9 protein-coding genes are annotated in these 26,875 nt (G+C 61.8%); 4 read left to right on the forward strand and 5 right to left on the reverse strand.

Annotated features, from left to right (window positions below; all coding sequences use genetic code 11):
• Positions 1-20: 20 nt before the first annotated feature.
• Complete coding sequence (locus AC6FTP_RS01760) at positions 21-1,304, reverse strand: sulfatase-like hydrolase/transferase (RefSeq protein ID WP_497205180.1); 1,284 nt, start codon at positions 1,302-1,304, stop codon at positions 21-23.
• A 43-nt stretch (positions 1,305-1,347) separates the two neighbouring features.
• Here AC6FTP_RS01760 and AC6FTP_RS01765 point away from each other — a divergent pair, with 43 nt between their 5' ends.
• A complete protein-coding gene (locus AC6FTP_RS01765) occupies positions 1,348-2,553 on the forward strand; it encodes a sialidase family protein (protein ID WP_497205181.1) in 1,206 nt (401 codons plus the stop codon).
• A 51-nt stretch (positions 2,554-2,604) separates the two neighbouring features.
• On the opposite strand, the gene AC6FTP_RS01770 is transcribed toward AC6FTP_RS01765, so the two are convergent.
• A complete protein-coding gene (locus AC6FTP_RS01770; RefSeq protein ID WP_497205182.1) occupies positions 2,605-13,362 on the reverse strand; it encodes a sulfatase-like hydrolase/transferase in 10,758 nt (3,585 codons plus the stop codon).
• A gap of 150 nt (positions 13,363-13,512) precedes the next feature.
• Between AC6FTP_RS01770 and AC6FTP_RS01775 the strand changes: the two genes are divergently transcribed.
• Together AC6FTP_RS01775 and AC6FTP_RS01780 are read left to right on the forward strand one after the other, a co-directional pair.
• Positions 13,513-14,211 (forward strand): response regulator transcription factor, encoded by a 699-nt coding sequence (locus tag AC6FTP_RS01775; protein ID WP_497205183.1) that lies wholly within the window; start codon positions 13,513-13,515, stop codon positions 14,209-14,211.
• Positions 14,208-15,692 carry a sensor histidine kinase gene (locus AC6FTP_RS01780; RefSeq protein WP_497205184.1) on the forward strand — a complete coding sequence of 495 codons (1,485 nt, stop codon included), beginning with the start codon at positions 14,208-14,210 and terminating at the stop codon, positions 15,690-15,692. The genes AC6FTP_RS01775 and AC6FTP_RS01780 overlap by 4 nt, the downstream gene beginning before the upstream one ends.
• On the opposite strand, the gene AC6FTP_RS01785 is transcribed toward AC6FTP_RS01780, so the two are convergent.
• Genes AC6FTP_RS01785 through AC6FTP_RS01795 form a run of 3 tightly spaced genes read right to left on the reverse strand, consistent with a single transcriptional unit; the run spans position 15,680 to position 25,067 of the window.
• Positions 15,680-17,953, reverse strand: a complete 2,274-nt coding sequence (locus tag AC6FTP_RS01785) for a PSD1 and planctomycete cytochrome C domain-containing protein (RefSeq protein WP_497205185.1) — start codon at positions 17,951-17,953, stop codon at positions 15,680-15,682. The two genes, AC6FTP_RS01780 and AC6FTP_RS01785, sit on opposite strands and share 13 nt — an antisense overlap.
• Positions 17,954-18,006: 53 nt before the next feature.
• A complete protein-coding gene (dtd, locus tag AC6FTP_RS01790; protein ID WP_497205186.1) occupies positions 18,007-18,453 on the reverse strand; it encodes a D-aminoacyl-tRNA deacylase in 447 nt (148 codons plus the stop codon).
• 32 nt (positions 18,454-18,485) lie between these two features.
• Positions 18,486-25,067, reverse strand: a complete 6,582-nt coding sequence (locus tag AC6FTP_RS01795) for a GEVED domain-containing protein (RefSeq protein WP_497205187.1) — start codon at positions 25,065-25,067, stop codon at positions 18,486-18,488.
• Positions 25,068-25,275: 208 nt separating this feature from the next.
• Between AC6FTP_RS01795 and AC6FTP_RS01800 the strand changes: the two genes are divergently transcribed.
• Positions 25,276-26,875, forward strand: a 1,600-nt coding sequence (locus AC6FTP_RS01800) for a glycine--tRNA ligase (protein WP_497205188.1), incomplete at its 3' end; no start/stop codon positions are given.

Genomic DNA, 26,875 nt, shown 5'->3' on the forward strand with positions numbered 1-26,875 from the left:
TGGCAGGTTGAAGCACTGCCTCACTCCTTCGCCTTCTTTTTCTCCTTGTTCGCATGTCGGCCGCTGCCGTCGCCTTGGTCGAGGATGCCGCCAGCGGGGTTTAGCTTGCCCAAAACGGCCTCCAGGCGTGTGCGGGCCTCGCGCGGACCCTCGACGAGCGTTTCGGTGAAGGGCGCGCCGCTCATGTCGTAGAGCTCGCCCTTTTCGTTGAGCTTCCAATGCGCATCGCGCACATACCACATGCGGGCGAGTTGATTAAAGACCCACTCCCGCGCCTTCGCGGGCTGCCCGAGGAGCTGCGGCGCGATGCTTTGACCATCGAAAGTCATGTCAGGCAGCTTGGTGCCGATCAACTCGCCAAACGACGTGACAAAGTCAGTGGAGTCAATCAGGTCAGCACTCACACGACCCGCAGGCGTTTTGCCAGGCCAGCACGCGATCATCGGCACGAGACCCCCGCACTCCAGCATCGTGCCTTTCATGCCAGAGAGCACCTTGCCGCCGATGGTGGCGCGGTCAGCCATGCCTTTGCCGGTGCCGTTGTCGCCCATGAAGATGACGAGCGTCTTCTCACGCAGCTTCAGCGCATCGAGTTCGACGATGAGTCGGCCGACGAGCTTGTCCATGTAGGCGATGTTGTCCGCCATGAGGTCGTCGCTGCCGGGAGCGCTGTCCGGCGTGGGCAGCAGCTCGCCGTGCACGTGCGACATCGGGTAATAAACGAAGAACGGCTCGTCGCGATGCTGCCGCACGAACTTCACCACGCGGTCGTGGCACATGTCCGGCATGTATTCGCCATCGGCGAGCTTCTTGTCGTCGCCATTGATGCTGTAGCGCTCTGGCTTGCCGCCCTCGACGTTGCGATACACGCCGCTGCCGTTGAAGCGCATCCAATCATCGAAACCATGATCGCCCGGCTCACCGGGAAGCTGGCCCCATTTGCCCACGCAGGCCGTGGCATAGCCCGCGGCTTTGAACAGACGCGGCAGCACGATCTCCTTCAGATCGAGGTTCGTGCAGGCGTCCTGATTCGTCGCTCCATTGCGAAACGCATAACGCCCGCTCATGATCAGCGCCCGCGAGGGCCCACAAAGCGCCGCCGTGAAGCACTGCGTGAACCGCGTGCCCTCCGCCGCGAGCTTGTCGATGTGCGGCGTCTTGTAGCGATCCGAGCCGTAGCAGCCCACGTTCCCGATGCCGAGATCGTCCGCGAGGATGAAGATGACGTTGGGCTTCTCCGCTGCAGTCAGGACGACGGCCATCAAATGAAGCGCGAAGGTGAGGAAAACAAAGTGTCGGACCATGGTGCGCCTGCAAACGTCGGGAACTGAATGCCGTTTCATGATTATGCACCTCACCCGCCGCCATTTTCTCCAAACGACCAGCCTCGCGCTCGCGTCGGCTTACACGCACGTTTTCGCCGCCGAAGACCCGCTCATCGAGTCCATCGAGAAGGTCGTGGTGAAGACACCCGCGCTGCCCAAGGGCACCTGGTTTCATCCGCGAGCCTGCATGGTCGGCAAGAAGGCCTTCATGACCACGCAGCCCATCGTGGGCTCCGATCACTTCGGGCATGTGCACTGGACCACCTCCGATGATCTCGGCCAAACCTGGAGCGATTTCACGCCCGCGCCACCGCTGGGTTGGGAAAAGCTGCCCGATGGCATGAATGAGGCCGTTTGCGACATCACGCCCGAGTTTCATCCGCAGACCGGCAGCGTGCTGGCGCTTGGTCACAATGTCTTCTATCGAGACCGAGGCTTCTTCCGCGACCAACCGCCGCGCTGGCCGATCTACGCCGTGTGGAAAGACGGCGCGTGGGGGCCACGGCGCAAGCTCGTGTGGGACGACCCGCGTGCCACCGAGATCTACTCGAACAATTGCGGTCAGCGCCATGTGCTGCCCGATGGCGATGTGCTCATGAGCTTCACCTTTGGCGTCAAAGGCCAGACTCGCTCCGTGTGCGGCGTGCGCTGCTCCTTTGATGGCGAGCAGCTCCTCATCAAGCAAACCGGGAACGCGCTTACCAACAGCGTCGGCCGCGGACTGCTCGAGCCCTCGCTCACGCGGTTCGGCGGCCGCTTTTACCTCACCATCCGCGCCGAGGACCGCAAAGGCTACGTCGCCGTGAGCGATGACGGCCTGCACTACGAGCCGCAGCAGCCGTGGACCTGGGACGACGGCACGCCGCTCATGACGAACAGCACGCAGCAGCACTGGCTCACGCACTCCGACGGCCTCTTCCTCGTCTATACGCGACGCGATCCCACCAACGAAAAGGTCATCCGCTGGCGTGCGCCGCTCTGGGTGGCGCAGGTGGACCCGAAAACGCTCCGCCTCATCCGCGCCACCGAGCGCATCGTGCTCCCGCTCATTGGCGATGGCGTGAACGCCGCCGACCTCGTCGCCTTCAACGGCAACTTCGGCGTCTGCAACGCCAGCCCCGCCGAATCCTGGATCACCGACGGCTCCTGGTGTCCCAAAACCAACACCGGCGAACTCAACCTCGCCCGCGTGAAGTGGCGGAAGCCGAATGGGTTGGTGGAGGGGTAACTTATCGAAGCTGGGCCGCGAGGTTGTCTGCCAGACAACAATCCTTGCCACTCACGGATTCCACACAACCCGATAAAACGCCCTTTGCCCATTCACCCGCGCAGGCAGGTTGTCGGTGTAAGTCGCGTTTGTGTTGGTGTTCGTGAAGGTCAGCGTGTCAATCGTTGTCCAGTTGGTGAGATCGGTACTCCATTGGATTTGATACGGTTTGTTGGGGATGGCGTTCCAGCGGAGGCCGACTTGGCCGGGGGCGACGTTGGCGACTTCGATGGGCGGACTGACCTTCGGCGCGAGGACGAAGCTGTGGGAGATGCTGCGGTTGATGCGGGTGGGCGTTTCGTCGTTGAAGACGCTGGTGGCATCGGGCGGCATGGGGTCGGTGGCGGTGCGGTAGCTGCGGACGTAGTCGGCCACGGCTTGATCGGGGCCGACGGTGACGCGGATGTGGCCGCTGTTGGGCAGGAGGTAGCTGGTGCTGTTGGCCCCGAGATTGACGTATTGACCGTCGGCGGCGCTGCCGAGGCTGGTGTAGTTCGGCGTGCCGGGCTGCGGGCATTCGAGATAGACGACGCCGTCCTTGGTTTGATAGCCGTAAAGATGGTCGTGGCCGTGGAAGACGACGTTCACCTTGTTCATCACGAGCAAATCATGGATGGGCATGTCCCAGCCGGGGCGCTGCGTGGCGAAGCCGGGGCTGCCATCGGCGTTTTTGCCGCCCCACTCGTATTTGTCGCTCACTTCGATGCCGCCACGTGCGGCGTATTGGGGGGTGCCGGTGGCCGTCTGCGTGCTGCCGCCGACGATGTGGTGCATGAAGACGAACTTGTATCTCGCGCTGCTGTTCTTCAGCGTGTCGCGCAGCCAGTCATACTGCGCTTTTCCGAGGCTCCAGTTCCACGCGTCGTTGGAGGAGTTGGGGTTCGTGTTCGTGTTCCAGAAGGGATCGAGCATGATGAACAAGGCCTCGCCCCACTCGAAGGCGTAGTAGTCTTCCAACAGACCGAGCGTGCCGCCGGTGTAGTCCTTCGGGGTGGGATTGCCGGCGTAGAAGCCATCGGGCGTGGGTGCGGGGTAGAAGGCTTTGCGGGCCTTCAAATCCCAGGCGGGAATGTTGTTCTGCTTGTCGGCGGCGGCGTTGAAGAGGTAGCCGTATTCCGCCTCGTGATTGCCGAGGCCGAAGAAGAACGGGATGCTGTGGCAGGCACGCTCAAAGGCATTGCGGAAGATGATGGCGCGGTTGTTGATGCTCGTCTGATTGATCGTGACGCCGCCGCCCCACTTCGGTGGCACGCCGAGCAGGCCATCGGCGAGCTTGTCGGTCATGAAGATGTCGCCGACGTCCATGTGGAGGTCGGGCGCATCGAGGCTGATGTTCTGCATGGCACGCCAGAAGAGCTGCATGTCGGTGTTCACGTCGATATGCGGGTCCGCAGTGACGGTGAAGCTGAACGTCGTGCCGCGTGGGCGTGCGGTGTGGAAGCTGCGCTCGCCGCGAGCATTGTAGAAGGGCGCACCGACATTGCGATGCCGCACGCGGTAGTAATACTCGGTGTCAGGCTGCAAGCCGGTGATCGGGATGCGGATGGGGTTTTTGAACTCGGGCTTGGCGTTGTCGATGTTGAACGTCGTGGGCGTGGTGGCGAGCGTGTATTGACCGGGAGCGGTGCCGTATTCGACAAAGACCTGCTGATTGGCCGAGGCGATGAGGTTCACGGTCACGCCGTCGGTTTTCGGCAAGGTGAGGAACTCCGCGCCGAGGATGGTGGCATCGGTGAGCAGGTTGTTGACGGTGTAGATGTAGTTGCCGCTGCCGGGGCTGGTGGCGCTGGCGTTCGTGTTGTCGGTGGCCACGACTTTGAAATTGATCGTGGTGCCGCCGTTTTGCGCCGGAATGACCGCGCCCCATACGCCGTCATTGGCGGCGCCATCGCCGTGCAGGCCGTCGTCAAACATGGCGAGCGTGATGGTGGGAGGCGGAGCGGTGGTGGCAATGACGATGTCGTCGATGCTGATGCGCGGCGTGCGTGTGGGAGCCGTGGCGGCATAGCCGGTGGCCTGGAAGCGGATCTTTGTCTGCGTGCCGAGTTCAGCGCCTGCGAGGTCGTAATGGAAGAGCTGGAAGCCGTGGTTCACCGTCGTGGCAAAGGCGGTGGCGAGCGGCGCGGCGCTGGTGTTGACATAAGCTGGTGTGTTGATCACAAACGTGGTGGCATTGGTGATGGAGCTGATCGTCGCGGCCGGGAAGTAGTTCGCGGCGGCGTTTGCGGCGGCATTGGTCGCTGTGGCGTTCACAAGCGTGGCGGTGGTGCCGGTGACGAGCGTGAAGGAGGTGTTCGGCGTGATGGTGCCGATGCGGGTGTTGTTCGGGATGCCGGTGGCGGTGATGAACATGCCTTCGACGAGGCCTGTGGTGTTCGTGCAGGTGGCGGTGGAACTGCCAGTCGTGATGCCGATGGTCGCATTCACCGGCGCGGCGAGCACGCTGCGGCCCGTGGTGAGTCCGGCGGTGCTCGCACAAGTCGCCGTGGTGCTGCCTGCGACGGCGCCCGCGGCATTCAGCACGACATTGCTCAGCGACACCGTTTCAGCGTTCCAATCCTCGCTCAGACGCGTGTTCCAGGTCGCGCCGTTGTCGGAGGAGACTTGCAGCGTCCAGCCGCAGTTGTTCGTGGCAAAGAGATCGCGTGTTTGCACATAGAACTCGATGAAGCCGCTCGCACCTGTGGTGTTGATGGCATTCGTCGTGGTGAACATGGAGGCCAGCGGGTCCGCCGTGCCGCCATTGAACTCCGCAGCGGCCGTGGTGGCGCTCAAAGTGAGCGCGGTGCCCGCCGTGGTGGGCGCGGCATTCATGGTGAAGGTCGTCGCGCTTGTCACGGAGGCCACGGTGGCGTTGTTCGCCAAACCGGTGCCGGTGAGCGACATGCCGTTCACGAGACCGGCGGTGCTGTCGCAGGTCACCGCCGTGCTCGCGGCGGTGGTGGTCGCATTCGTCAAGGTGACGCCGCAAGCTGTGAGCGTGAGTCCTGCGCCCGTGCCGGTGGCGGCCTGCGAAAGGACAAACGTGGTCGCGTTCGTGATGGAGGCGACGGTGGTATTGCCCGTTTGCGTGCCATTGATGCTGCCGGCGATGTTTGGACCAGTGATGAGCATTCCAGGCCACAGCGCGGCGGTGCTCGCACAGGTCACGGTGGTGCTGCCGCTCGTCGTCGCCACGCTCGTGAGGCTGATGGCGGTGCGATTCGAGGTGCTCACGGCCTGACGCACATTGCCCGCGCCGATGGTGGTCCACGCGTTGAGTGCTCCGGTGCCGTTCCAATTGTTCGACGAGGTGTTGTTGAAGCTTTCCTTCCAGATCGCGGTGCTCACAGGCGTGCCGGTGTCGTATTGAAGCTGCACGCTGGTGAGCGTGGTGCCGGGCTGCGGCGTGATTTGCGCCAAAACCGTCGTCGGATCGAGGTAAGTCGGTGCCGTGGGGCCGGTGCCGACGCTGACGATGGCGGGGCCGTTCGCGTTGTAGGTCACGTTGATGCTCGCGGAGCCGGTGTTGCCGCCTTGATCGGCGCTGTCGGTCGAGGTGGCCGTGAGCGTGTTCGCGCCCGGTGTGAGCGGCACGGTGGCGGTCCAGGTGGCATAGCCATCGGAGGTCGTGGCGGCCACACCGTTGACCATCAGGCCGGTGAGTGGCGAAACGGTGTCTGTGGCTGTGCCATTGACCACGATGCTGTTCGCAGTTGTGGTCGTGTTGTTGGCGGGCGCGGTGATCGTGATCACGGGCGTGCTGGCGTCCTGCGTGGACGAAGCGGTGTTGCCAAAGGCGCTCGTGGCCGTGCCATCGGTGGCGGTGCCGCGATAATAATACGTCGTGCCGCTGGTGAGGCCGCTGAAGGTCACGCTGGTGCTGCTCGTCGTCTGCGAGGTGACGCTGGCGAAGTCACTCGTGGTGCTGCGCTGGATCGTGTAGCCGGTCGCGCCGGGCACGGCGGTCCAGTTCAGTGTGATGCTGGTGCCTTTGGTGAAGGCGGGCAGCGTCAAGGCAGGCGCTGGCATGGTCACGGTGAGCACGCCGCTGTCGCTGGTGGTGTTCCCGGCGGTGTTGGTGATGACCACATCATACGTCGCCGCATCGGAGGGCTGCAAATTGGTGAGCGTGAGCTTCGTCGTGTAGGCTCCGCGCACGATGGCGCTCGCGTTGTCGGTGACTTGCGTGAAGGTCGTCGCGCCGCTCACATTGCCGCCGTTGGACAGATTGGAGCCATTTTTCCTCCACTGCACGGTGATGGTGCCGTTCGGATAACTCGTGAAGGGCGCATAGAGCTCGATGGTGCTGCCTTGAGCCGCCGCGTTCGTGATGAGCGGCGGGCCGATGTAGGGCTTGAAGTTCTCCGCGCTGATGGCGGTGACGCTGTTGGTCAAACTGGTGACGATGCTGGCATACGCGGGATTCGCGATGAGGTCGGTGGTTTCCTGCGGATCATCGGTGAGGTTGAAAAGCTCCGGCGTGAGCACGTTGGCCACGCGGCCACGGCGCAGTTTGAAGTCCTTCGTGCCGCCATTCACCGGATCGGTGAACTTGTTGATCGCGATGGGGGCCGCCGCATCCGTGACGAGCGTGGCATTGCCTGGGCGGAGCGTCGTCGTGGTGCTGTTGGTGGCAGCGAGCAGGTTCGGCCACACGTTCAAGCCGTCGAAGGGCTTGGTGTTCTGCGGCGTCACGCCAACTGCGGCGCAAAGAGTGGGGAACACATCGCCCACCCACATGTATTGATGACTGATGATACCGCTGGGCAGCACGCCGGGATAAGAGATGCCCGCCACCTCACGCAGGCCGCCGTCGTAGCTGTCGCCCTTGTCACCACGCAGCGGATCATTGAGCGAGCCCTTCGTCTCATCGCCGCCATTGTCACCAAACCACAGAATGACGGTGTTGTTCGTGACGCCAGCAGCATCCAGTGCATTGAGCACGCGGCCCATCGCCTGATCCATGCCATCGACGGCCGCGGAGATGAGGCGACGGCTGGTGTTCGTGACGCCGAGGTTTTGATACTTCGTGATCAAGTTCGCTGGAGCCGAAACGGGGCCGTGGATCGAGTTGAAGGCCAGATGCAGGTAGAAGGGCTGGCTCGGATTGCGGTTCTGAATGTGCGCGATGGCCTTGTCCGCGAGCAAATTGGGCGACCAGCCGCCGGTGCCCTGCGAATCGGTATGCTCGCTCGGTCCGTCCTGCTGCACGCCATTGAGCCACCAGTCGGGAATATCGAGCGAGTCGGCCTCGGCGCTGTTGTGCGTGTAGTAGTCGATCGCGCCAGAATACTGGCCGTAGTGCGAATCAAAGCCGCGATTGAACGGCGCGTATTGCAGGCCCTCCTGGATGATGCGGGTGTTCACACCATTCACGAGCGTGTGATGCAGGTTCTTGTCACTGCCGCCCATGTGCCACTTGCCGCACATGAAGGTCTGGTAGCCCGCCGCCTTGAAGGTCTGCGGCATCAGATGCTCGCTCAAATCGGTGCCGCGGGTGTTGTTCGTGGCATGGCGAATCGGATTGCGGCCGGTGAGCATGGTCGAGCGTGTCACCGAGCACACCGTCGTCGCGTAGAAGCGCTCCAAGCGGATGGAACCCGGACGCGTCGTGCCAAAGCTGTCCATGTTGGGCGTCTGGATCGGCACCTGGCCGGCAGGCGTGTGATAGCCCACATCGCCCCAGCCCTGGTCATCCGTGATGATGACGACCACATTCGGAGCCGTGACGGTGGTGATGGTGAGAGCAAAAGCCTTCGTGGCGCTGCGATTGGCCGAATCCGTCACTTCGATGGTAAAATTGAAGTTTCCGGCCTGAGTCGGCGTGCCGCTCAAAACACCGCCACTGCTCAGCGTGATGCCATTCGGCAAAGAACCGCTAAAAAGGCTCCAAACATAGCCCGTGCCGCTTCCGCCCGTGGCGGCGAAAGTCTGCGAATAAGCCCCCGTCGTGCTGCCATTCGGCAACGGCGATGCTGTGGTGATCGTCGGAGCCGGAGCGACCGTGTAGCTCGTCGTTGAAGAGGTCGTCGTGCCTGCACCACCAGTGCCCGTGGCCGCGATGGTGAAGTTCACGGTGCTGCCATTGGCCTGCGCGGGGATCGTGGCACTCCAAAGACCACCGCCGAGATCCGTCATGGCGATCACGGTAGGCGGAGCACCGCTCGTCGTGTTCACCACGATGTCATCAATGCTCACACGCGGCGCACGCGTCGGCTGTGTCACCGTGCCGCCTGCATACTGGAAGCGCATCCGCATGTTTGCCGTGCGCTCGCTGGCATCAAGCGTGTAGCGGTAAGGCTGCGCGGTGCCATCGGCCTTGGTGTTGAAGTTGTGATTGATCGTCGTCGCAAAGGCCGTGATCGGCGCGGCGCTCGTGTTCACATACGCGGCGGCATTTAGCACGAAGGTCGTGCCATTGGTGATGCTGCTCACCGAGGCGTTCGCAGGGAAATAATTGCCCGCGATGGCCGCCGTGGCGCTCGTGGCGGCTGCGTTCGCACTCATCGTGAAGTCCACATTCGGATTGATGGCTGTGATGCGGGTATTCGCCGGGATGGTGGTGCCCGTGCTGGTCACAAACATGCCCACCGCGAGCCCTGTGGTGTTTGTGCAGGTCACCGTGGCGCTCCCGCTCGTCGTGCCACCCGTCACATACACCGGCGCGGCGGATACCGCGCGTCCCGTGGTGAGTCCCGCCGTGCTGGCGCAAGTCACCGTCGTGCTGCCGGTGCCGCTGCCAGCTGCATTCGTCACCACGTTCGTCAGAGTCACCGTGCTGCCCGTCCAGTCCTCCGTGAAGCGTGTGTTCCATGTCGTGCCATTGTCTGGCGACACCTGGAAGGCCCACTGGTTGTTCGGCGAGAGACTGTTCAGGTCACGCGTCTGCACATAGAAATCCACGTAGCCCGAAGTGCCCGCCGCATTGATCACCGGCGAGGTCGCCATGGCCGTCGTGAGGCTCGCCGAGGCCGCCTGGAACTCCAGCGCGTTGCCATTGCCCGTCAGCGTCAAAGCCGTGCCCGGCGTGGTCGGAGCCGCGCTCATCACAAACGTCGTCGCGTTCGTGATCGAGCTGATGGTCGCGTTGTTCGCCAAACCGGTCCCCGTGAGTCCCATGCCCGCCACGAGGCCCGTCGTGCTATCGCAAGTCACCGACGTGCTCGCCGCCGTGGTCGTGCAGTTCGTCAACGTGATGCCATTCGCCGTCAAAGTGGCCGTCGTGCTCGAAGCCGTGGCCGCCGCGCTGATGACAAAGGTCGTGCCATTCGTGATCGAGCTGATCACCGCGCCTGCCGCCATGCCGGGGCCGGTGATGATCATGTTCGGCCAAAGGTTCGCCGTGCTGCTGCACACCACGCTCGTGCTCGCACTCGTCGTCGTGCAGTTCGTCAGCACCACGGGCGAGGTGCGGTTCGATTGCAGGTTTGCCTGACGCGTGGCTCCAGCTCCGTTCGTCGTCCAGGTATTGAGACCACCTGAGCCGTTCCAGTTGTTCGACGACGACATCGAGAAGGTCTCGCGGAACACATTCCCGGTCACCTGCGCCCCGAGATCATAGGTCAAAGTAACCCCGCTGATGCCACCGCCGCTTCCAGCCGCCACCTGGGCCGTCACCACGGCCGGATCGGTGCTGCTCGGCGACATCGGATTGATCGTGATGTTCGAAACGGTCGGCGGAGGCACGAAACCGATGCCGGAGAGATTGATGTCGAACGATGGATTGCCCGCGTCACTGCTCGCGATGTGCAAAACGGCTGTTTTCGTCCCAAACGTGGACGCATTGAACTGCACCGTGAAGGTCGAGGTGCCGTTGTTTGCCGCCACAGGAGTCGTCGGAGAGGTGGTGACAGAGAAGTTGGCGCTGTTCGTGCCATCGATGGTCACACCCGTGATGTCGAGCGGCGTGCTGCCGGTGTTCGTAATGGTGAAAGTCTTCGAAAGCGTGCTGCCGACATTCACATTGCCATAGGCCACGGTGCTGAGGCCGTCGATGAGCGAGGTCGCGCCCTGTGCCACGGCGATCTGCGTCGTGAGCGTGGCGGTGCGCACGGCAAGGACCGGGAAGCTAGCTGTCTTCGCCTGATAGCTGATGATGCCCTGCGAGCCACGCGGCGGACCTTCGGCGGCAGGCACGCTGTTGTTCACGCCCAGCTCCAGCAGCCACGCTTCGGTTTGCGTGCCTTTGTTCGACGTGGAAGACCAGTAGGCCGTCGCACGAGGCAGGGCGCGGAAGATCAAGCCGGTGCCGGTGGAAAGCGCATTGCTGCTCAGGGTAAAACTCACACCCGGATTGATCGCCGTGATTGTCGGCGTGGTGGTGTGATTGATGTAAGTGCCTGCGATGCTGAAAGGATCGATCACCGTCATGCCAATGACGAGGTCCGTGGTGTCCGAAGTCGCCACCACGGGGCTGCCGGAGGTCACCGAGCATCCCGACATCGTCTTCGCGAACATCGTGCGATTGATCGCAGGCTTCAAATTGGTCGCCGTGCCGCCGCTGGTGGTAGCGAGCGAGTAATCCGTCAGCGTTTGCAGCTCTTTGATGTTCGGCATGCGCCAGTCGTTGTAGCCGCCGAGCGTGAGCCCTTCCGCCCAGGCGAGCGCGGCCTCCCAGGTCATCGCCGTGCTCGGCATCTGCGTCCACATGAGCGAGGTGTCCGTGTCCGTGATCGTGCAGTCGAGATTGTTCACGTAGTTGTGCGTCATGTTGTTCTGCGCCAGCCGCACATAGCGGGCGTGGTAACGCAGCGTGCCGCCCGCGCTCACCGTCTCCGCCTTCGGCTTCGGACCCACACCACCACCGGAGTTCACGCACCACACATTCGTCGTGCTGGTGCCAAAGACATCGCGTGACCACCAATACTCCGCCGAGGGCGAGGCAGGCGGGAAATAGGTCGCGTTCATCGCCGGATTGCCCGTCTCGTAGTTAAACAGGCTCATCAACTCATGCGGATTCGGCAAACGCCAGTCGCTGTAGCCGCCGGTGGTCTGAGCTGAGGCATTGTTGACCGAGTTTTCCCAGGTCATCTCGCCCGCGTCGGCCTTCTGCCACATCAAACCGGTCACATTGTCCGTGATCGTGCCGTCGCCATTGTCGGTGAAGCTCTGCGGATTCGCGGATGGAGTCGTCGTGTAGTCGCTGTCCTCGCCGAAGGTCGTTGTCGTGCTCACCACCTGGCTCGTGTCCGGCAGCTTCACCTCCGACCACGCGCCCATCGGGTAAGAGGTGAGGCGGTTTGCCGGAGCCGTGCCCGCTGTGGGCGTGTAAGTCTGCGTTGTCGTCAGCACTGGCCCGCTCAGCACGCCACCCACCAGCGCCTGCGCACGCCATGTCATCGTCATCGAGCGAGGGTTCACCTTGCGATTGATCGTCCAGCACTCGTCATAGTCCACACCGCCCATGTTCACCCGCATGACATGCGCATCGGGCGATGCGGTGGCCATCGACACGGCGGTGAAGTTTTTGCCCGTCGTCGTCGCGATCGCCGGGATGCTCAGCACGAACTGCGTCGCGTTCGTTACCGAGGTGACTCGTGCGCCATTGCTCACGCCATAACCCACCACCGCAAGTCCTGTCGTGAGTCCCGTCGTGCTCGCACACGTCACCGTGGTGCTGCCGTAAGTCGTCGCACATCCGGTGAGATTCACACCCGCGACGAGACTGAGATGCCCGCTGCCATCCGTCACCAGCGGCGCGGGATTCATCTGCGCCACGATGTAAGCCCCGGCCACCGCCTTCGCATTGTAACCGCCGGTGCCATCCGCACGCAGATTTCCGACCGCTGGCTGACCATCGACTTGATTGCCAAAATTCACCACCGTGCCGTGGAAGGCCTTCATCAGGTAAGGCGACTGCGGCGTGCCATACGGATGCGTCGCGTCCACCGTCGTCGTGCCCATCGCGTGGTAGTGATACCCCCAGCCGCCGCCATGATCGTGACCACCCTCCGCATCCAGCGCCTGCCGTGGCGAGCCATCCGGCTCCAGGAATCCATACATCGGATAGCCATCCAGCGCCCAAGCGATGGGCTTGTCATCGCCCAACGGCCCGCCGAAGCGCGTGTTCAAGTGCGTGGGTGCGATGTGGTAATGATAATCGTCCGCCAGACCGCAGTGACCGCCATAGTAGTCCAGTTCGCCGATCTCATACGACACATTCCCGCCATTGTTCGACGGATTGAAGATCGCGATGCCATTCGACGCCAGCGCCACCGCCCCGCGCAGGAAGTTCGTCGGCGGAGCAGGCGGATTGTAAATCACGATGGGCGACGCCGAAGGCACCGGCACCAGCGGGATGCGCCACACATTCGGCTGCTGATAGCCGAGCGAGCCCGCATTGTTCTCATTGCTCGTCGAGTGCGCAAAATACGCCGCCGGGATCGGCACCTGCTGCTGCCAGGTCGTGATGCCAAACATCTTATTCGGCATTCCCTCCGGCGTGTTGTCCGACTCCAGGAAAAAAGTCGTCCCATCCCAGTTGTAGCGCACCTTCGGCTTGAACGGCGCAAACGAAGCCGCCATCAGCAGCCCGTTCCCCGCCGGCGGCAACGCAGACCCGCTCGTCAAAAACGACGAAAGATCAAACCCCGACAACCCCGTCACCGTCACCGGCCTTTTCAGCGTCTTCGGGATCGGCGCCTCCACCGGCTTCACCTTCTTCGGAGCCGACTTCTGCATAAACTCTTCCAAAATATGCGCCCGCAGCGCCTCCTTGTCCCCAGAGGGCAAAGTATGGGCATGCAAAGCGAGCGGCAGGAGGCAGGCGAGGGCAAGAGAGCGTTTCATGGTTGCCCCATCCTGCAAATCCCGTGTCAGGCCCTCTTCACCCGCGAGAGGCAAATTTGTCGGGATTGTGTAAAGGGTGATGCAGACATGCCTGTCTGCACGAGCTTCCAGGTGGCCTTGCAGACAAGAATGTCTGCATCACACTCCACCATGCGACTCCTCATCATCGACGACGACACCGAGCTCTGCCAGCTCGTGGCCGACTACCTCAAGCCCATGGGTTTCGAGGTCGAAATGGAGCATGATGGCGAGCATGGAGCCGAGCGTGCCACGTCCGAGTCTTGGGCCGCCATCATCCTCGATGTCATGATGCCCGGCTGCGATGGCTTTGAGGTCCTCCGCCGCATCCGTGGAAAATCGAAGGTGCCCGTCATGATGCTCACGGGCCGCGGCGAGGAGGTGGACCGCATCGTCGGCCTCGAACTCGGCGCCGACGACTACCTTCCGAAGACTTTTTCCTCTCGCGAACTGCTCGCCCGCCTCCGCGCCCTCCTGCGGCGCACCGGTTGGATCGCGGAGACCGCTCCACAGGCCCCCGTCAAAGAACTCGTCATCGGCGAGCTGCGTATCAATCCCGAAACGCACGATGTCGTCCTCGGTGACCAGCCCGTGCAGCTCACGCCAGCCGAATTTGGCCTTCTTTTGTCACTGGCGAAAGCCCACGGCCGAGTCAAAACCCGCGAGCAGCTCATCGAAGAGGTCGCTGACCGCGAGTGGGACGTCTTTGACCGCGCCATCGACATGCACATCTCCACGTTGCGCAAAAAACTCGGCGATGACCCGAAGGAGCCACGCTTCATCAAAACCGTGCGCGGCTATGGCTACCAACTCGTGACTCCCGGACGATGAACCGCCTCAAAATCCCGCTCTACAGCAAGATCCTTCTCTGGTTCCTGGTGAACTTGCTGGTGCTGGCCTTGCTCGGGCTATTCTATGTACGCGTGATTTTCAAACCTGGACTCGACTGGTTGTTGGATGGCCCGCCAGGTAGTCGGCTTGAGCTGTTATCGAACTATCTGGGCGAGCAGCTTCGCACACGTCCGCAGAGTGAATGGCCGTCGGTGATCGATCATTTCGACGAGTTCATCACTCATCCACAAGGCAATTGGCAGACGATTTTCAAAGGCTATCGCGCAGACAAATCAGCTGCCTTCACTTTGTTCGGCGCGGATGGTCGGCAGGTGTTTGGCCGTGCCGTTGAGGTGCCTGACGAGGTGCGGAGGAAACTCATCGATAAACGTCAGGCGGAGCCACGACCGCGGCCGTCGCGGCGCGGGGACGCACCGCCAGGACAAATGCAACCACCGAAGCCGCGCTTCATCATTCGCAGCAGCGATCCGGCTCGATACTGGGCTGGCATTCATATGGACCTGAGTTTTGAAGATGAGAAGGAGGCGCGGTGGCTTCCGCTTACCATGGTCATCATCTCAAGCGATGTGACTGCGGGCGGCCTTCTGTTCGACTGGCGGCCCTGGGTGGTGGTGCTGCTGATGGGCGTGGGCATTTCAGCATTGTTGTGGTTGCCAGTCGTCGGCGGGATCACGCGTGCGATACGGCGCATAAACGATGCCTCCAAACGCATCGCCGCAGGCCAATTCGACATGCGCTTGCCCGATACGCGTGGCGACGAACTCGGTGAGCTTTCCACTTCGGTGAACACGATGGCCGCTCAGCTTGGCGACTACGTTGCGCAGCAGCGTCGCATCACCGCGGATGTCGCGCATGAACTGTGCTCGCCGATTGCACGGATGCAGATGGCCCTCGGCGTCGTGGAGCAGCGCAGCACACCCGATCAGGCAACCTACCTCAAAAAGCTCGACAACGAACTCCAGCACATGGCCAGGCTCGTGGAGGAGGTGCTCGCCTTCTCCAAAGCGGCGACGCTGCCGGAGCGCGAAACCGCCGAGACTTTCGATCTGCGCGAACTCATCGACCAAGTCATTGCTCGTGAAGCACCGGAATGTGAGATCCAAGTTATAGTCGAAGACATGAAGCTCCACACACTGCGCTCGGCTCTGGATCGAGCTTTGGGCAATGTTCTGCGCAATGCCGTGCGCTACGCCAAAGACATTGAGATCCACGCCAAAACGGAAGATGGCAGCGCTATCATCCAAGTCCTCGATCAAGGTCCCGGCGTGCCTGCCGATTCGCTCGAGCGTCTCTTTGAGCCCTTCTACCGTCCTGAAGCAGCGCGTGGCAGAAACACTGGCGGCAGCGGCCTCGGTCTTGCGATCACGAAGCGCTGCATCGACGCCTGCGGTGGCAAGGTGACTGCAAGCAATCGCGAGGGTGGCGGGCTAGCTGTGGAATTCGTGATTCAATCGATGTAGCGCAGCTCGTTGCTCGCGAGCAGCGCCTGACAAAAAGCGGCCCAGGCGTCGCTGAGGTGCTTGTTTGCCTCGTTGTTCGTGGAGACGAGCATGAGCCCGGCCTCGCGGAGGAAATCACGGGCGCGCTGGATCTCGCGTTCGTTGGCGTCCCGGCCGAAGGCCTGGCGATAGGCGAACTGGATGCGCTGATCCTCATCTTGAGCGGCTTTCTGAATGCGCACGGCAAAGCGGCGTGATTGCTCGACGAGAAAGCTGTTGTTTAACAAGTAGAGCGACTGCGTGGCGAGTGTGGAGCTGTCGCGTTTGCCCGTGATGGTGGTGGCGTCGGGCAGGTTAAAGGGCGTGAGCTCGGGAGGCATCGAATTGCGCAGCATGAGCAGATACACGCTGCGCTGCGTGCTCGGCTGATGCAGTGGCGGCAGTTCGTTGATCAGCACGTCGCGATGCTGGATGAGCGATCCCGTGGCGGGCTGAGGATTCAGATCGCCGCTGGCGACGAGCATGGCATCGCGAATCGTTTCAGCATCGAGACGGCGGCGCAGATGATGTGAGTAGAGTGGAGCGTCGCCGCTTTGAGTGGCGAGCTGATAGGTACGCGACAACAAGATGCTGCGAATGAGCTTCTTGAGCGACCAGCCATCACGCATGAAGCGCGTGGCGAGATGATCGAGCAGCTCGGGATGTGTGGGACGCTCGCCAGATACGCCGAAGTCATCCGGCGTGGGCACGAGACCTTCACCGAAAAGCTGAAGCCACACGCGGTTCACCATCACGCGAGCGGTGAGCGGGTTTTGCGGGCTCGTGATCCACTGCGCCAGTTCCAGACGACCGCTTTGTTTGGCATCGGTCAATGCGCCACCGCCGCAGGCACTCAGGAAACCACGCGGAATGGCGGGTCCGAGCTTCTTCGACTCGCCGCTGATGTTGAGTTTGCAGTCCTCGATCTTCTTCGCGTCTCGCACGCCCATGGCGAGAGGCGCATCGGCGGCGTATTTGAAGCTGGGTTTGGCTGATGGCCGGCGAGGAGGGTTGGCTTTGATGATCGGCTCCACTTCGGCGCGAGTCGTAACTGGTGCTGAGGCTTTCAGCTCGTGAAGTGGTGTCTGTGGTGCGGTGAGCGCCTGATGCGCGGCGGCACCCCATAGGGTTTCAGTGCTTCTGAAAATGCCGGCCAGCGCGTAATAATCGCGTGTCGGAATCGGATCGCTTTTGTGATCATGGCAACGAGCACAGCCGACGCTGAGTCCGAGAATGCCGCTGCCGATGACGTTGATTTGATCGGCCACGACATCCATCTCGAAGTTCTCGTTCATCGCCTTCGCTGGCTTCGCACCGAGCGCGAGCAGACCCGTGGCGATGAGCTGGCGATCACGTTGCTCGGGTGAATCAGCGGGCAGCAAGTCGCCCGCGAGCTGTTCGATGATGAAGCGGTCGTATGGGATGTCTTCATTGAGGGCGCGGATCACATAATCGCGGTAGCGCCAAGCGTGCGGGAAGCTCGGATTGCGGCTGAGACCATCGTTGCCGTTGGATTCGGCGTAGCGGGCTACATCCAGCCAGTGGCGGCCCCATTTTTCACCGAAGTGCGGGCTGTTGAGGAGTGAGTCCACGTAGTCGGACAGGTCTGACATGTCAGACGCGTCGGACGGTGGAAGACCGATGAGATCGAAGCTGAGGCGGCGCTTCAAAATGGTGAGATCGGCATCTGAGGCGGGTTTGAGATTCTTTTCTTCCAGCTTCGCGAGAATGAAGGCATCGAGGCTGTCGCGTGGCCAAGCGGTGTTTTTCACCTTGGGTGGCTGGGGATTGGAAACCGGCTTCAAAGACCACAGCGGTTCCTGTGGCACAGTCTTCGCCTTTTGCTCGGTCTTCGGCAGATCTTCGCGAGGATCAGGCGCGCCCATTTTCACCCACTCAACGAAGTCATTCACCACATGCTCCGGCAGACGTTTCTTCGGCGGCATTTCGATGCCGTCGTAGCGCACTGCCTGTACGATGAGGCTCTCATCTGGCTTGCCCGGAATTACAGACGGTCCCGACTCGCCACCGGAGATCATTTCAGACGGCGCATCGAGCAGCAGCTTGCCGCCGAGCTTCTTCGCGCCCTGCGCGTGGCATTCGTAACATTGCTTCACCAGCACGGGACGGATCTTCGACTCGAAAAAGGCCCGCTGATCCGGCGTCATGTCGGCGGCGGAGCACAGGCATGCCGCCGTGCTGAGGGTGAGAAGCAGGAAGAGTCTTGGAAACTGGGGCGGCATGGGCGGAGGCATGTACGCTCGCGCTCTGGCCATGTTTGCGGGTGCTGTGGCGATCACTCCTTCGCCCGCGAGTCCATCCAGATCGTCACCGGGCCGTCATTGATCAGCGCCACCTGCATGTCTGCACCGAAGGAGCCGCTCTTCACGGGCAGCTCACGCACCAGTGACTTGATAAAGTGCTCGTAGAGCGGGATTGCGTGCTCGGGACGCGCTGCGCGGGTGAAGCCGGGGCGGTTGCCTTTTTTCGTGCTGGCATGAAGGGTGAACTGGCTCACCACCAGCGCGCTGCCGCCGACGTCCTTCACGCTGAGATTCATCTTACCCTCGGCATCACTGAAGATGCGCATCTGGGCGATCTTCCCCGCCAGCCACTCCGCGTCATCCACGACATCATCGTGCTCGACGCCGAGCAGCACCACCAGCCCGTGCGTGATGCACGCCGTCATTTCTCCGGCGATGGTGACAGAGGCCTGCTTCGAACGTTGGATGAGGGCGCGCATGGCAGAGGGAATAGCCGCCTGCCACGAGAGGATCAAGGCGTCTCCGTGATCAGCCGCACGAATCCGCGCTGGGGAAGGTTTGAAGGAACATTCAGTCGGATGGCTCCCCATTCATAACCGGAGGGCGGTGTGGGCAGACCGGGTGGCAGTGTGAGCGGCACCTCCATCGGGGTGTCCCAGGAGGAGAAGTCGAGCGTGGCCTCTGGCTGATAGATGACCTCGGGCGTTTCATAAGCGGTGCCGTTCATCGTTCCACCCATGCGGCGGAGATAAGGAAGCACGAGATGTCTTCCGCCTGCTCCATTGCTGGCTGCCTCTGGTTTGAAGGATGATCGCTGACTTGGCTGACCTGGATGCGTGCCGAAGGCGAACTCATCGAAGTTGCTCACGCCATCGCCATCGGAGTCGGCTTCGGGGGTGTCCGTGTCACCCGTGAGTTGGTTGCCGCTCATGAAGCTGCGGTAGCCGCTGAGATCACGCACTTTCAGGAAACCGATGTGCGAGTGCAACGAACCATCCTGGAAGCGTGCTCGATGTGAATACTGTACAAGGCCGGAGCCGAGCGAGTCGAGGAAGCTGGTGTTGAGCAGTGGATTTGGCCCGGTGAACTCGGTCTGGCCGATGGTCCATTTTTCATCCGTGGCCTGCTGGCCCTGACCGAAGTGCTTGCTGCCATCCATCCGGCTGTTGCTGCCTTTATCCAAGAGGTCGCCGAGCGGCTGGCCGGAATCTTTGGGCCACCATTGGTCGCAGGAGAAGGTGAAGGAGATATATACATCCTGCACTTCGCCGTCTGGTGCCAGTCCATCGGCCCCCAGTGATGTGCTGGTGCTCAAGCGGAAGCGGATGGGCACGGTCTTGGAGAAGGATGTGTGGGGTCTGGTCAGCACGAACTCAGGCGAGAAAGTGAGGAGCACGGCGCTGTAGCCGGCTGCGCTCGGTATGGCGAGTGTCGTGGTCTCACCCACATCCGTGAAGTCACCATCATTGTTCGCATCCATAAAGCCATACAGCGTGGCGGTAGTGCCGGTCTCATTCTTCAAAGCGATCGAGGCAATGATGTCCATGCTTAGATCAGCGGTGGCTGAGGTGAGGTTGCTCACGGTGCTACGAGTCACCGAACAATAGACTGGCGACTCGCTGGCCGGACCCGAGATGTTGTCGGTGCCGCCATCTGCCTCAGCATCGATCTGGATGCCGGATGGATTCGAATCATCAAACAAGACCAAGTCAGGGCGAATGATGTGACGTGGCCCGTCGTCCGCGAGTCGCGTGCGATAGTCGGCCTGACTCACGGTGGTGTGATTGGTGACCGCGCCGGGCACGGTGCCGGGTAAGCTGTCTGGCAGATCGCCGAAGTCATATTGCGGGTCTGTCACCACGATGAAGTAGTCCTCCACCTCACCATCACCGGTTGGGCCGACAGCACCGAGAGTCGTGGCAGTGGCGAGCCGCAGCCGCACGGCCACCGGCTGTGTGAGGCTCGCTGTCGCGGGCACATTCCAAGGGAGAAGAACGATGCCTGCGGTGCCGTTCGGGACCATGAGAGAGGCTGTTTCATCCGCATCCAGGAAGTCGCCATCCACATTCCAATCCGTGAAGCCATAAAGCTTGGCCGGACCACCTGTGACGTTGTTGACGCGGACGGGGAACTTCACTGGAAGACCTGGGTTTGCGTGGATCGAGGAGGGCATCATGCCATCTTCATCATCGGTAGCATCGGCGTCATCGCCATTCGCAGGTGCCGAAGGCAGGCCGTCCGGTTCACCATCCGGCACCGTCATGCCGAGGAAAAGCTGCTGGGTGATGACATGACGTGCGCCATTGTCAGCACGCATCGTTTTGTATCCGGCAGGCAGATCGCCAAAGTCGAGATCGGCGAAGTCATAAGAGACGTTGAAGCCGAAACTCAACAGCCCGTCATGCACCTCACCATCCGTGGCGGCACCCTCTGCACCCACGGCAGTGTCGGTGGTGATGCGGAAACGCATGGCGAACGTGCGTGTGAAGCTCGTTGCAGGAGCAAAGCCGCCGATCATGAAAGTGAAAGCGGGCGTCACGGCGGACACCGAGCCATCTCCAGGAACATGGATGACCGCCGATTGTTCACCTGGATCGGAGAAGTCACCGTCGCTGTTGGCATCAATGAATCCGACCACTTGGGCGGCCGAACCAGTCGTGTTTTCAACGGCGAGGCTGGTCATCAAGCCAAGCTCGAGCCGCGAGTGCATGCCATCGGGAATAAAGGTCTGGGAAGTCATGGCCCACAAAAGACCGAGTTCGTCGTCGTCTCCGTCGAGGTTGTCGCCGCTTGCGGTCGAGTTTGGCAGGCCGTCGTTCTCCGCATCGACTGCCGCGTCGCCTGTGCCTGTGTCATTGGCAAAGGAGAGGCCCTGACGGATCACATGCGATGGGCCGCCATCTGCGGCTCGCGTCTTGTAGTCGGGCGTCGCTCCGCCGCTGAAGTTGCCCGCTGCCGTGCCGGGGTCCTTGTCCGGCAGGTCCCCATAGTCCAGCCATGAGCTGCGCACGGCGATGAAGAAGTCCTCCACCTCACCATCAGGTGCTATGCCGATGGGGCTCAAACTTGTGGCCGTGGAAAGGCGCAGCCTCACCGCCACAGGCGCGGTCGTGCTTGCCGTGGCAGGCACAGTCCAGGGCAAGTTGAATGTCGCTCCCGCCGAGCCATTTGGCACGCCGATGCTGGAGGTCTCGTCCGCGTCGGCGAAGTCACCATCAGCATTCCAGTCCACGAAACCAAAGATCGTAGCAGGACTGCCGGTCACGTTGTTTGCCTTGATCGGGAAGGCGAGCGGTGATCCCGGAACGGCCATGAGACTGGCGGGACGGATGGCGTTTTCATCGTCGCTGGCAGCCGTGTCATCGCCATTGGCCGGAGCTGAGGGCAGGCCATCAGGCTCGCCGTCTGCAGGTGTCGTGCCGAGGTAGAGCTGCTGGGTGATGTGATGCCGTGCGCCATTCGCAGCTCGCAGCGTTTTGTAGCCAGCGGGCAGGTCGCCGAAGTCGAGATCGGCGGTGCTGTAGTTGGGCAGGTTAAAGCTCAACGTGATCAGCTCGTCATAGACCTCGCCATCAGTCGCCGGGCCATCGGAGCCCACGGTGGCATCCGTCGTGATGCGGAAACGCAGGGCGAAGGTACGCGAGAAGCTCGTGGCCGGAGCAAAGCCGCCAATGCGGAAGGTGAATCTTGGTTCGGCGATCTCTGTCACGGCGCTGTTTGGTACCAGAATCACTGGAGCTTCTTCACCCGGATCGGAGAAGTCACCGTCGCTGTTTGCATCAATATAGCCGACCACGCGTGCTGTGGAGCCCGTCGTATTGACCACGGCCAGACTGGTAAACAATTCCAGCTCGATTTGTGAGGCCATGCCGTCTGGGATGAAGGTCTGTGAAAGCAATGCGCTGAGCAAGCCCTGCTCGTCATCATCGGCACCCAGGTCGTCGCCCGTGCTCGTGGCATCCGGCTGACCATCGGCTTCGGCATCGATGTCCACAGGTTCGCTTTCGCCGCCAAAGAAGAGATGCGGCGTGACCCCATGCGATGGTCCGCCATCTGCCACACGCGTTTTGTAATCAGGTGGTGATCCTGTGCTAAAGGTGCCAGCCACCGTTCCAGCTGCGGTGTCAGGCAGGTCGCCATAGTCTTTCGCCGAGCCTTCGGGATACACGGTAATGAAATAGTCCTCCACTTCGCCATCGGTGGCCAGCCCGGTGGGTCCTACGACTGTGTCGGTGGAGATGCGGAGGCGGACAGCCACGGGTGCCGTGGTGCTGGCGGTGACGGGCACATCCCAAAGCAGGCGGAAGAGCGCATTCGCCGAGCCTGTGGGAACAAGCACGCCGGATGTCTCGCCCGCATCGGCGAAGTCGCCATCAGCGTTCCAGTCCACAAAGCCGTGAATCTTTGCCTCACTGCCTGAGACGTTCGTGGCCCGCACCGGGAAGGAAATCGGCAGCCCAGGCACTGGGCGAAGCGATGCCGCAGGCAGGGCATTTTCATCGTCGATGGCATCTGCGTCATCGCCATTGGCCAAGGCCGAAGGCAGGCCATCGGCTTCGAGATCGCCCACCTGATTGCCCAGATAGAGCATCTGATCCGCCACATGCCGTGCACCGTTGTCCGAATGCTTCGTTGGATAGGGCGCTGGCAGGTCACCAAAGTCGAAATCGACACCACCACCTGGATCCGACGTGAAATTGAGCGTGATGATCTCATCATGCACCTCGCCATTCGTGGCGGCGCCTTCCGCTGTGAGAGTGGTATCTGTGCTGATGCGCACACGCACGGCCAGTCTCTTGGTAAAGGCGGCTGAGTTGCCGTAGCTGCCGCCCAGAATCACGGCTCCGGCAAAGCGCACCGTAGTCTGTGAGCCATCCCCGACCACCGACTGCACATAACCTACATTGGCGAGATTGTCATAGCTGTCGGTGAAGTCACCGTCCTGATCCCAATCAACGAATGCATAAACCTTCGCGGTTGTGCCGGTGATGTTCGTCACTGGCATTTCAAACTCCACCACGATGTCCCGCAAGGGAGAGCCGGTGCCCCAGCCTGTGGCAGAGTAATACGAATCGAAGTCCGTCACGCTCAGCCCGATCTCATCATCGTCACCACTCGTGTCGTCACCGTCGGCATTGGCCGAGGGCAGTCCATCGCTCTCCGCGTCCACATCGAGATCAGGGCTGGCCGTGCTATTGCGGAAGTTCAGGCCTTCGCGCAAGACATGGGAGGGGCCGTTGTCAGCCAAGCGCGTTTTGTAATCCGGGGTCGATCCACCACTGAAACTGCCCGCCGCCGTGCCGGTGACCGAGTCAGGCAGATCTCCGTAGTCGATCCAGGAGCTGCGCACCGCGATGAAGAAGTCCTCCACCTCGCCGTCATCGGCACGGCCCACCGGCCCGAGACTCGTCGCGGTGGAGAGCCGCAAACGCACTGCCACGGGCAGGGTCGTGCTGGCGGTGGCGGGCACATTCCAGGGCAGATTGAAAAGCGCCGCGGCTGAGCCGTTCGGCACATTCAGGCTGGAGGTTTCATCCGCATCGGCGAAGTCGCCGTCCGCGTTCCAGTCCACGAACCCGTGGAGCTTCGCCATGCTGCCGGTGACATTCGTCGCCTTGATCGGGAAGCTGATTGGTGCGCCAGGAACGGCATAGAGGGTTGGCGGACGGATCGCGTTCTCATCGTCGCTCGTATTCAGGTCATCGCCAGTTGAGGCAGGAGACGGCAGGCCATCCGGCTCACCATCAGGAGCCTGCGTGCCGAGATACAACGCCTGCGTCGTCACATGGCGGGCACCATTGTCCGCACGCAGCGTCTTGTAGCCTGCGGGCAGGTCACCAAAGTCGAGGTCCGCCGTGCTGTAGTTCGGCAGAGTAAAGTTGAGGGTGATCAATGCATCATGCACCTCGCCATCGGTGGCAGCACCCTCCGAGCCAACCGATGTATCTGTCGTGATGCGGAAACGCAGGGCAACGGTGCGGGAGAAATTCGTCGCAGGAGCGAAGCCGCCGATAGCAAAGGAGAACGTCGGCAGGACCGAAGACACCGAGCCATCGCCGGGCACTGGGATCGCTGGAGCTTGCTCGCCGGGATCGTTGAAATCACCATCGCTGTTCGCATCAATGAAGGCCACGACCTTGCCCGAGGTGCCCGTCGTGTTCGTGACTGGCAGACTGGTTGCCAGCCCCAGATCCAGCTTCGAGGCCATGCCATCGGGGATCAATGTCTGGCTGGTCAGCGACGTGAGGAGACCCTTCTCATCACCATTGTTCCCCAGATCATCGCCATCGGCCTGCGCGGTGGGTTGGCCGTCGTTTTCCGCATCCACATCCGCATCGGCACTGCCTGTGTCATTGGTAAAGAAGAGCCCAGGGCGGATGCCGTGCGAGGGGCCGCCGTCTGCCGTGCGTGTTTTGTAATCGGGTGGTGATCCCGTGCCAAAGGTACCCGCTGCAGTTCCTGCGGCTGAGTCCGGCAAGTCACCGTAGTCCAGCACGGAGCCCTGCGGATGCACCGCGATGAAAAAATCTTCCACCTCACCATTCTGTGCCAGGCCCGTCGGCCCGAGCACCGAGTCTGAGGAGATGCGCAGTCGCACGGCCACCGGTTGAGTCGTCGTCGCCGTGGCGGGCACGCTCCAGGGCAGCCAGAAAACCGCCCCCGCCGCGCCCGATGGCACCACCACGCTGGAGGTTTCATTCGCATCCGCGAAGTCGCCGTCCGCATTCCAGTCGGCGAAGCCAAAGATCTTCGTCGGGCCACCTGTCGAGTTCGTGGCCTTGATCGGGAAGGCCAGCGTCATGCCCGGCACCGGGAAAAGTGATGGCGGATGGATCGCATCTTCATCATCAGGCGCGCCTGTCACATCATCCCCATTCGCCAGCGGATTGGCCAAGCCATCTGCTTCCGTATCCGGCGGCTGCGAGCCGAGGTAAAGCGACTGCGACGCGATATGCCGGGCACCATCAGCGGCCAGCTTGGTCGGATAAGGCGTGTCCGGCAGATCCCCGAAGTCCAGCGTGTTGGCATGGGCTGAACCCAGCACCGCGAGGAAAAGGCAGGACGACAGTGAGCGAAGAAGTGCAGACGACATGATGGGCTCCTTGGATTGGAAAAGAGATTGGGCGGGCTGAGAGAAGCCTGCGTGCAACAGAAGCCCTCTTTTCCGCCGAACGTTTCACTCTCGGCTGGTGCGACTACCTTTCCCTTGCGAAAAGGCCCCTCTGCGGCTCCCTTCGCGCCCCTCTCGCCGGGGGCACTCCAGCCTTTCGGCACAAACCCACCCCCTTGTCATTCATACCATGTCCACCGACGCCAAGAACCCCATCGCGCAAATGGAGAAGATCGTTTCTCTCTGCAAGCGCCGCGGCTTTATCTTTCAAAGCAGCGAGATCTACGGCGGCTGCGGCGGCATTTGGGACTACGGCCCGCTCGGTGCCGAGCTGAAGCGCAACCTGCGCACCGCCTGGTGGAATACCATGACCCGCGAGCGTGAGGACGTGCTCGGCCTCGATGCCTGCATCCTCATGAATCCCGCCATCTGGAAGGCCAGCGGCCATGTGGATACCTTCGCCGACCTCATGCGCGAGTGCTCGCTGACGAACAAACGCGTGCGTGCTGATCACGTCGATCCGCAGTCCGGCACCGTGCTGAAATACAGCGGCGCTCAGTCCCCCACCGGCTGGCGCTGGGATCGCACCATCACCGCACTGACGAAAAGCGGCGAGCACATCGAAAGCTTCCGCAAACGCATCCGTGCTCTCATTGCTCAAAACGCCGGTGAATCCGCTGGCAAGCCCGAGGAGATCGAGCTGCTCAACGAAGAGAAGATCGACACCGTGAATGGCAGCGTCGATTTCCATCCTGAAACCGGCGGCATCCTCGGCGAGGCGCGTCCTTTCAATCTCATGCTCAAGACCTACCTCGGCCCCACCGCGACCGAGGCCGATGTCACCTACCTGCGCCCTGAAACGGCCCAGGCCATCTTTGCGCAGTTCAAAAACGTCTTCGACTCCAGCCGTGTGAAGGTGCCCTTCGGCATCGGCCAGATCGGCAAGGCCTTCCGCAACGAGGTCACGCCAAAGAACTTCACCTTCCGCAGCCGCGAGTTCGAGCAAATGGAGCTCGAGTTCTTCATCAAGCCCGACGAAGCCGTCGAAATCATTAGCGGCGAAGTCGCGAAGTGGCATGAAGGCGCCGATTTGAGCGAACCGCAGCCGAACTGGGGCTGGGAGCTGTGGCACCGCTACTGGGTCGATCAGCGCACGAAGTTCTATGAAGGCATCGGCCTCGGTGGCGTGCTGGAGTACTACTGGCAGACGCCGGAGGACCTCGCCCACTACGCCCGTGCTTGTGTGGACATCCTCTGCGAGTTCCCCTTTGGAACCGAAGAGCTGGAAGGCATCGCCGCCCGTGGCGACTTCGACCTCTCCGCGCATCAAAACGCCAGCGGCAAGACCCAGGAAGTCTTCGACGAAGAACTCAAAAACGCCGCAGCCAAGCTCACCGACGAGCAGAAGGAAGCCCTCATCCAGAAGCGTCTCGCCGCCGAAGCCGCGAAGACCAAGGGCCAGCCTCTGCCCGAAGCTGCCGTGCGTGCCTGGTTCGAGCGCCTCTTCAAAGGCAGCTACGTCCCCCACGTCATCGAGCCCTCCGCCGGTCTCGACCGCATGGCGCTGGCCGTCATCGCCAAAGCCTTCGAAGAGTCCGAGAAAGTCGATGAAAAGGGCAAGAAGGAAGTCCTCACCGTCCTCCGCTTCCACCCGCGCGTGGCCCCGATCAAAGTCGGCGTCTTCCCGCTGCTGAAGAACCGCCCTGAAATCGTCGCCAAAGCCCGTGAAGTCTATGCCTTGCTGAAGAAGCACATGAACTGCTTCTACGACGAGACCGCCAGCATCGGCC

It is taken from the genome of Prosthecobacter sp., assembly GCF_044378005.1.
GTDB lineage: Bacteria > Verrucomicrobiota > Verrucomicrobiia > Verrucomicrobiales > Verrucomicrobiaceae > Prosthecobacter.

Excerpts from the sequence above, each read along its gene's own strand:
- AC6FTP_RS01785 (WP_497205185.1), bottom strand. The coding sequence starts at position 17,953 with ATGCCGCCCCAGTTTCCAAGACTCTTCCTGCTTCTCACCCTCAGCACG.
- AC6FTP_RS01795 (WP_497205187.1), bottom strand. The coding sequence starts at position 25,067 with ATGTCGTCTGCACTTCTTCGCTCACTGTCGTCCTGCCTTTTCCTCGCG.
- dtd (WP_497205186.1), bottom strand. The coding sequence starts at position 18,453 with ATGCGCGCCCTCATCCAACGTTCGAAGCAGGCCTCTGTCACCATCGCC.
- AC6FTP_RS01780 (WP_497205184.1), top strand. The coding sequence starts at position 14,208 with ATGAACCGCCTCAAAATCCCGCTCTACAGCAAGATCCTTCTCTGGTTC.
- AC6FTP_RS01765 (WP_497205181.1), top strand. The coding sequence starts at position 1,348 with ATGCACCTCACCCGCCGCCATTTTCTCCAAACGACCAGCCTCGCGCTC.
- AC6FTP_RS01760 (WP_497205180.1), bottom strand. The coding sequence starts at position 1,304 with ATGGTCCGACACTTTGTTTTCCTCACCTTCGCGCTTCATTTGATGGCC.
- AC6FTP_RS01775 (WP_497205183.1), top strand. The coding sequence starts at position 13,513 with ATGCGACTCCTCATCATCGACGACGACACCGAGCTCTGCCAGCTCGTG.
- AC6FTP_RS01770 (WP_497205182.1), bottom strand. The coding sequence starts at position 13,362 with ATGAAACGCTCTCTTGCCCTCGCCTGCCTCCTGCCGCTCGCTTTGCAT.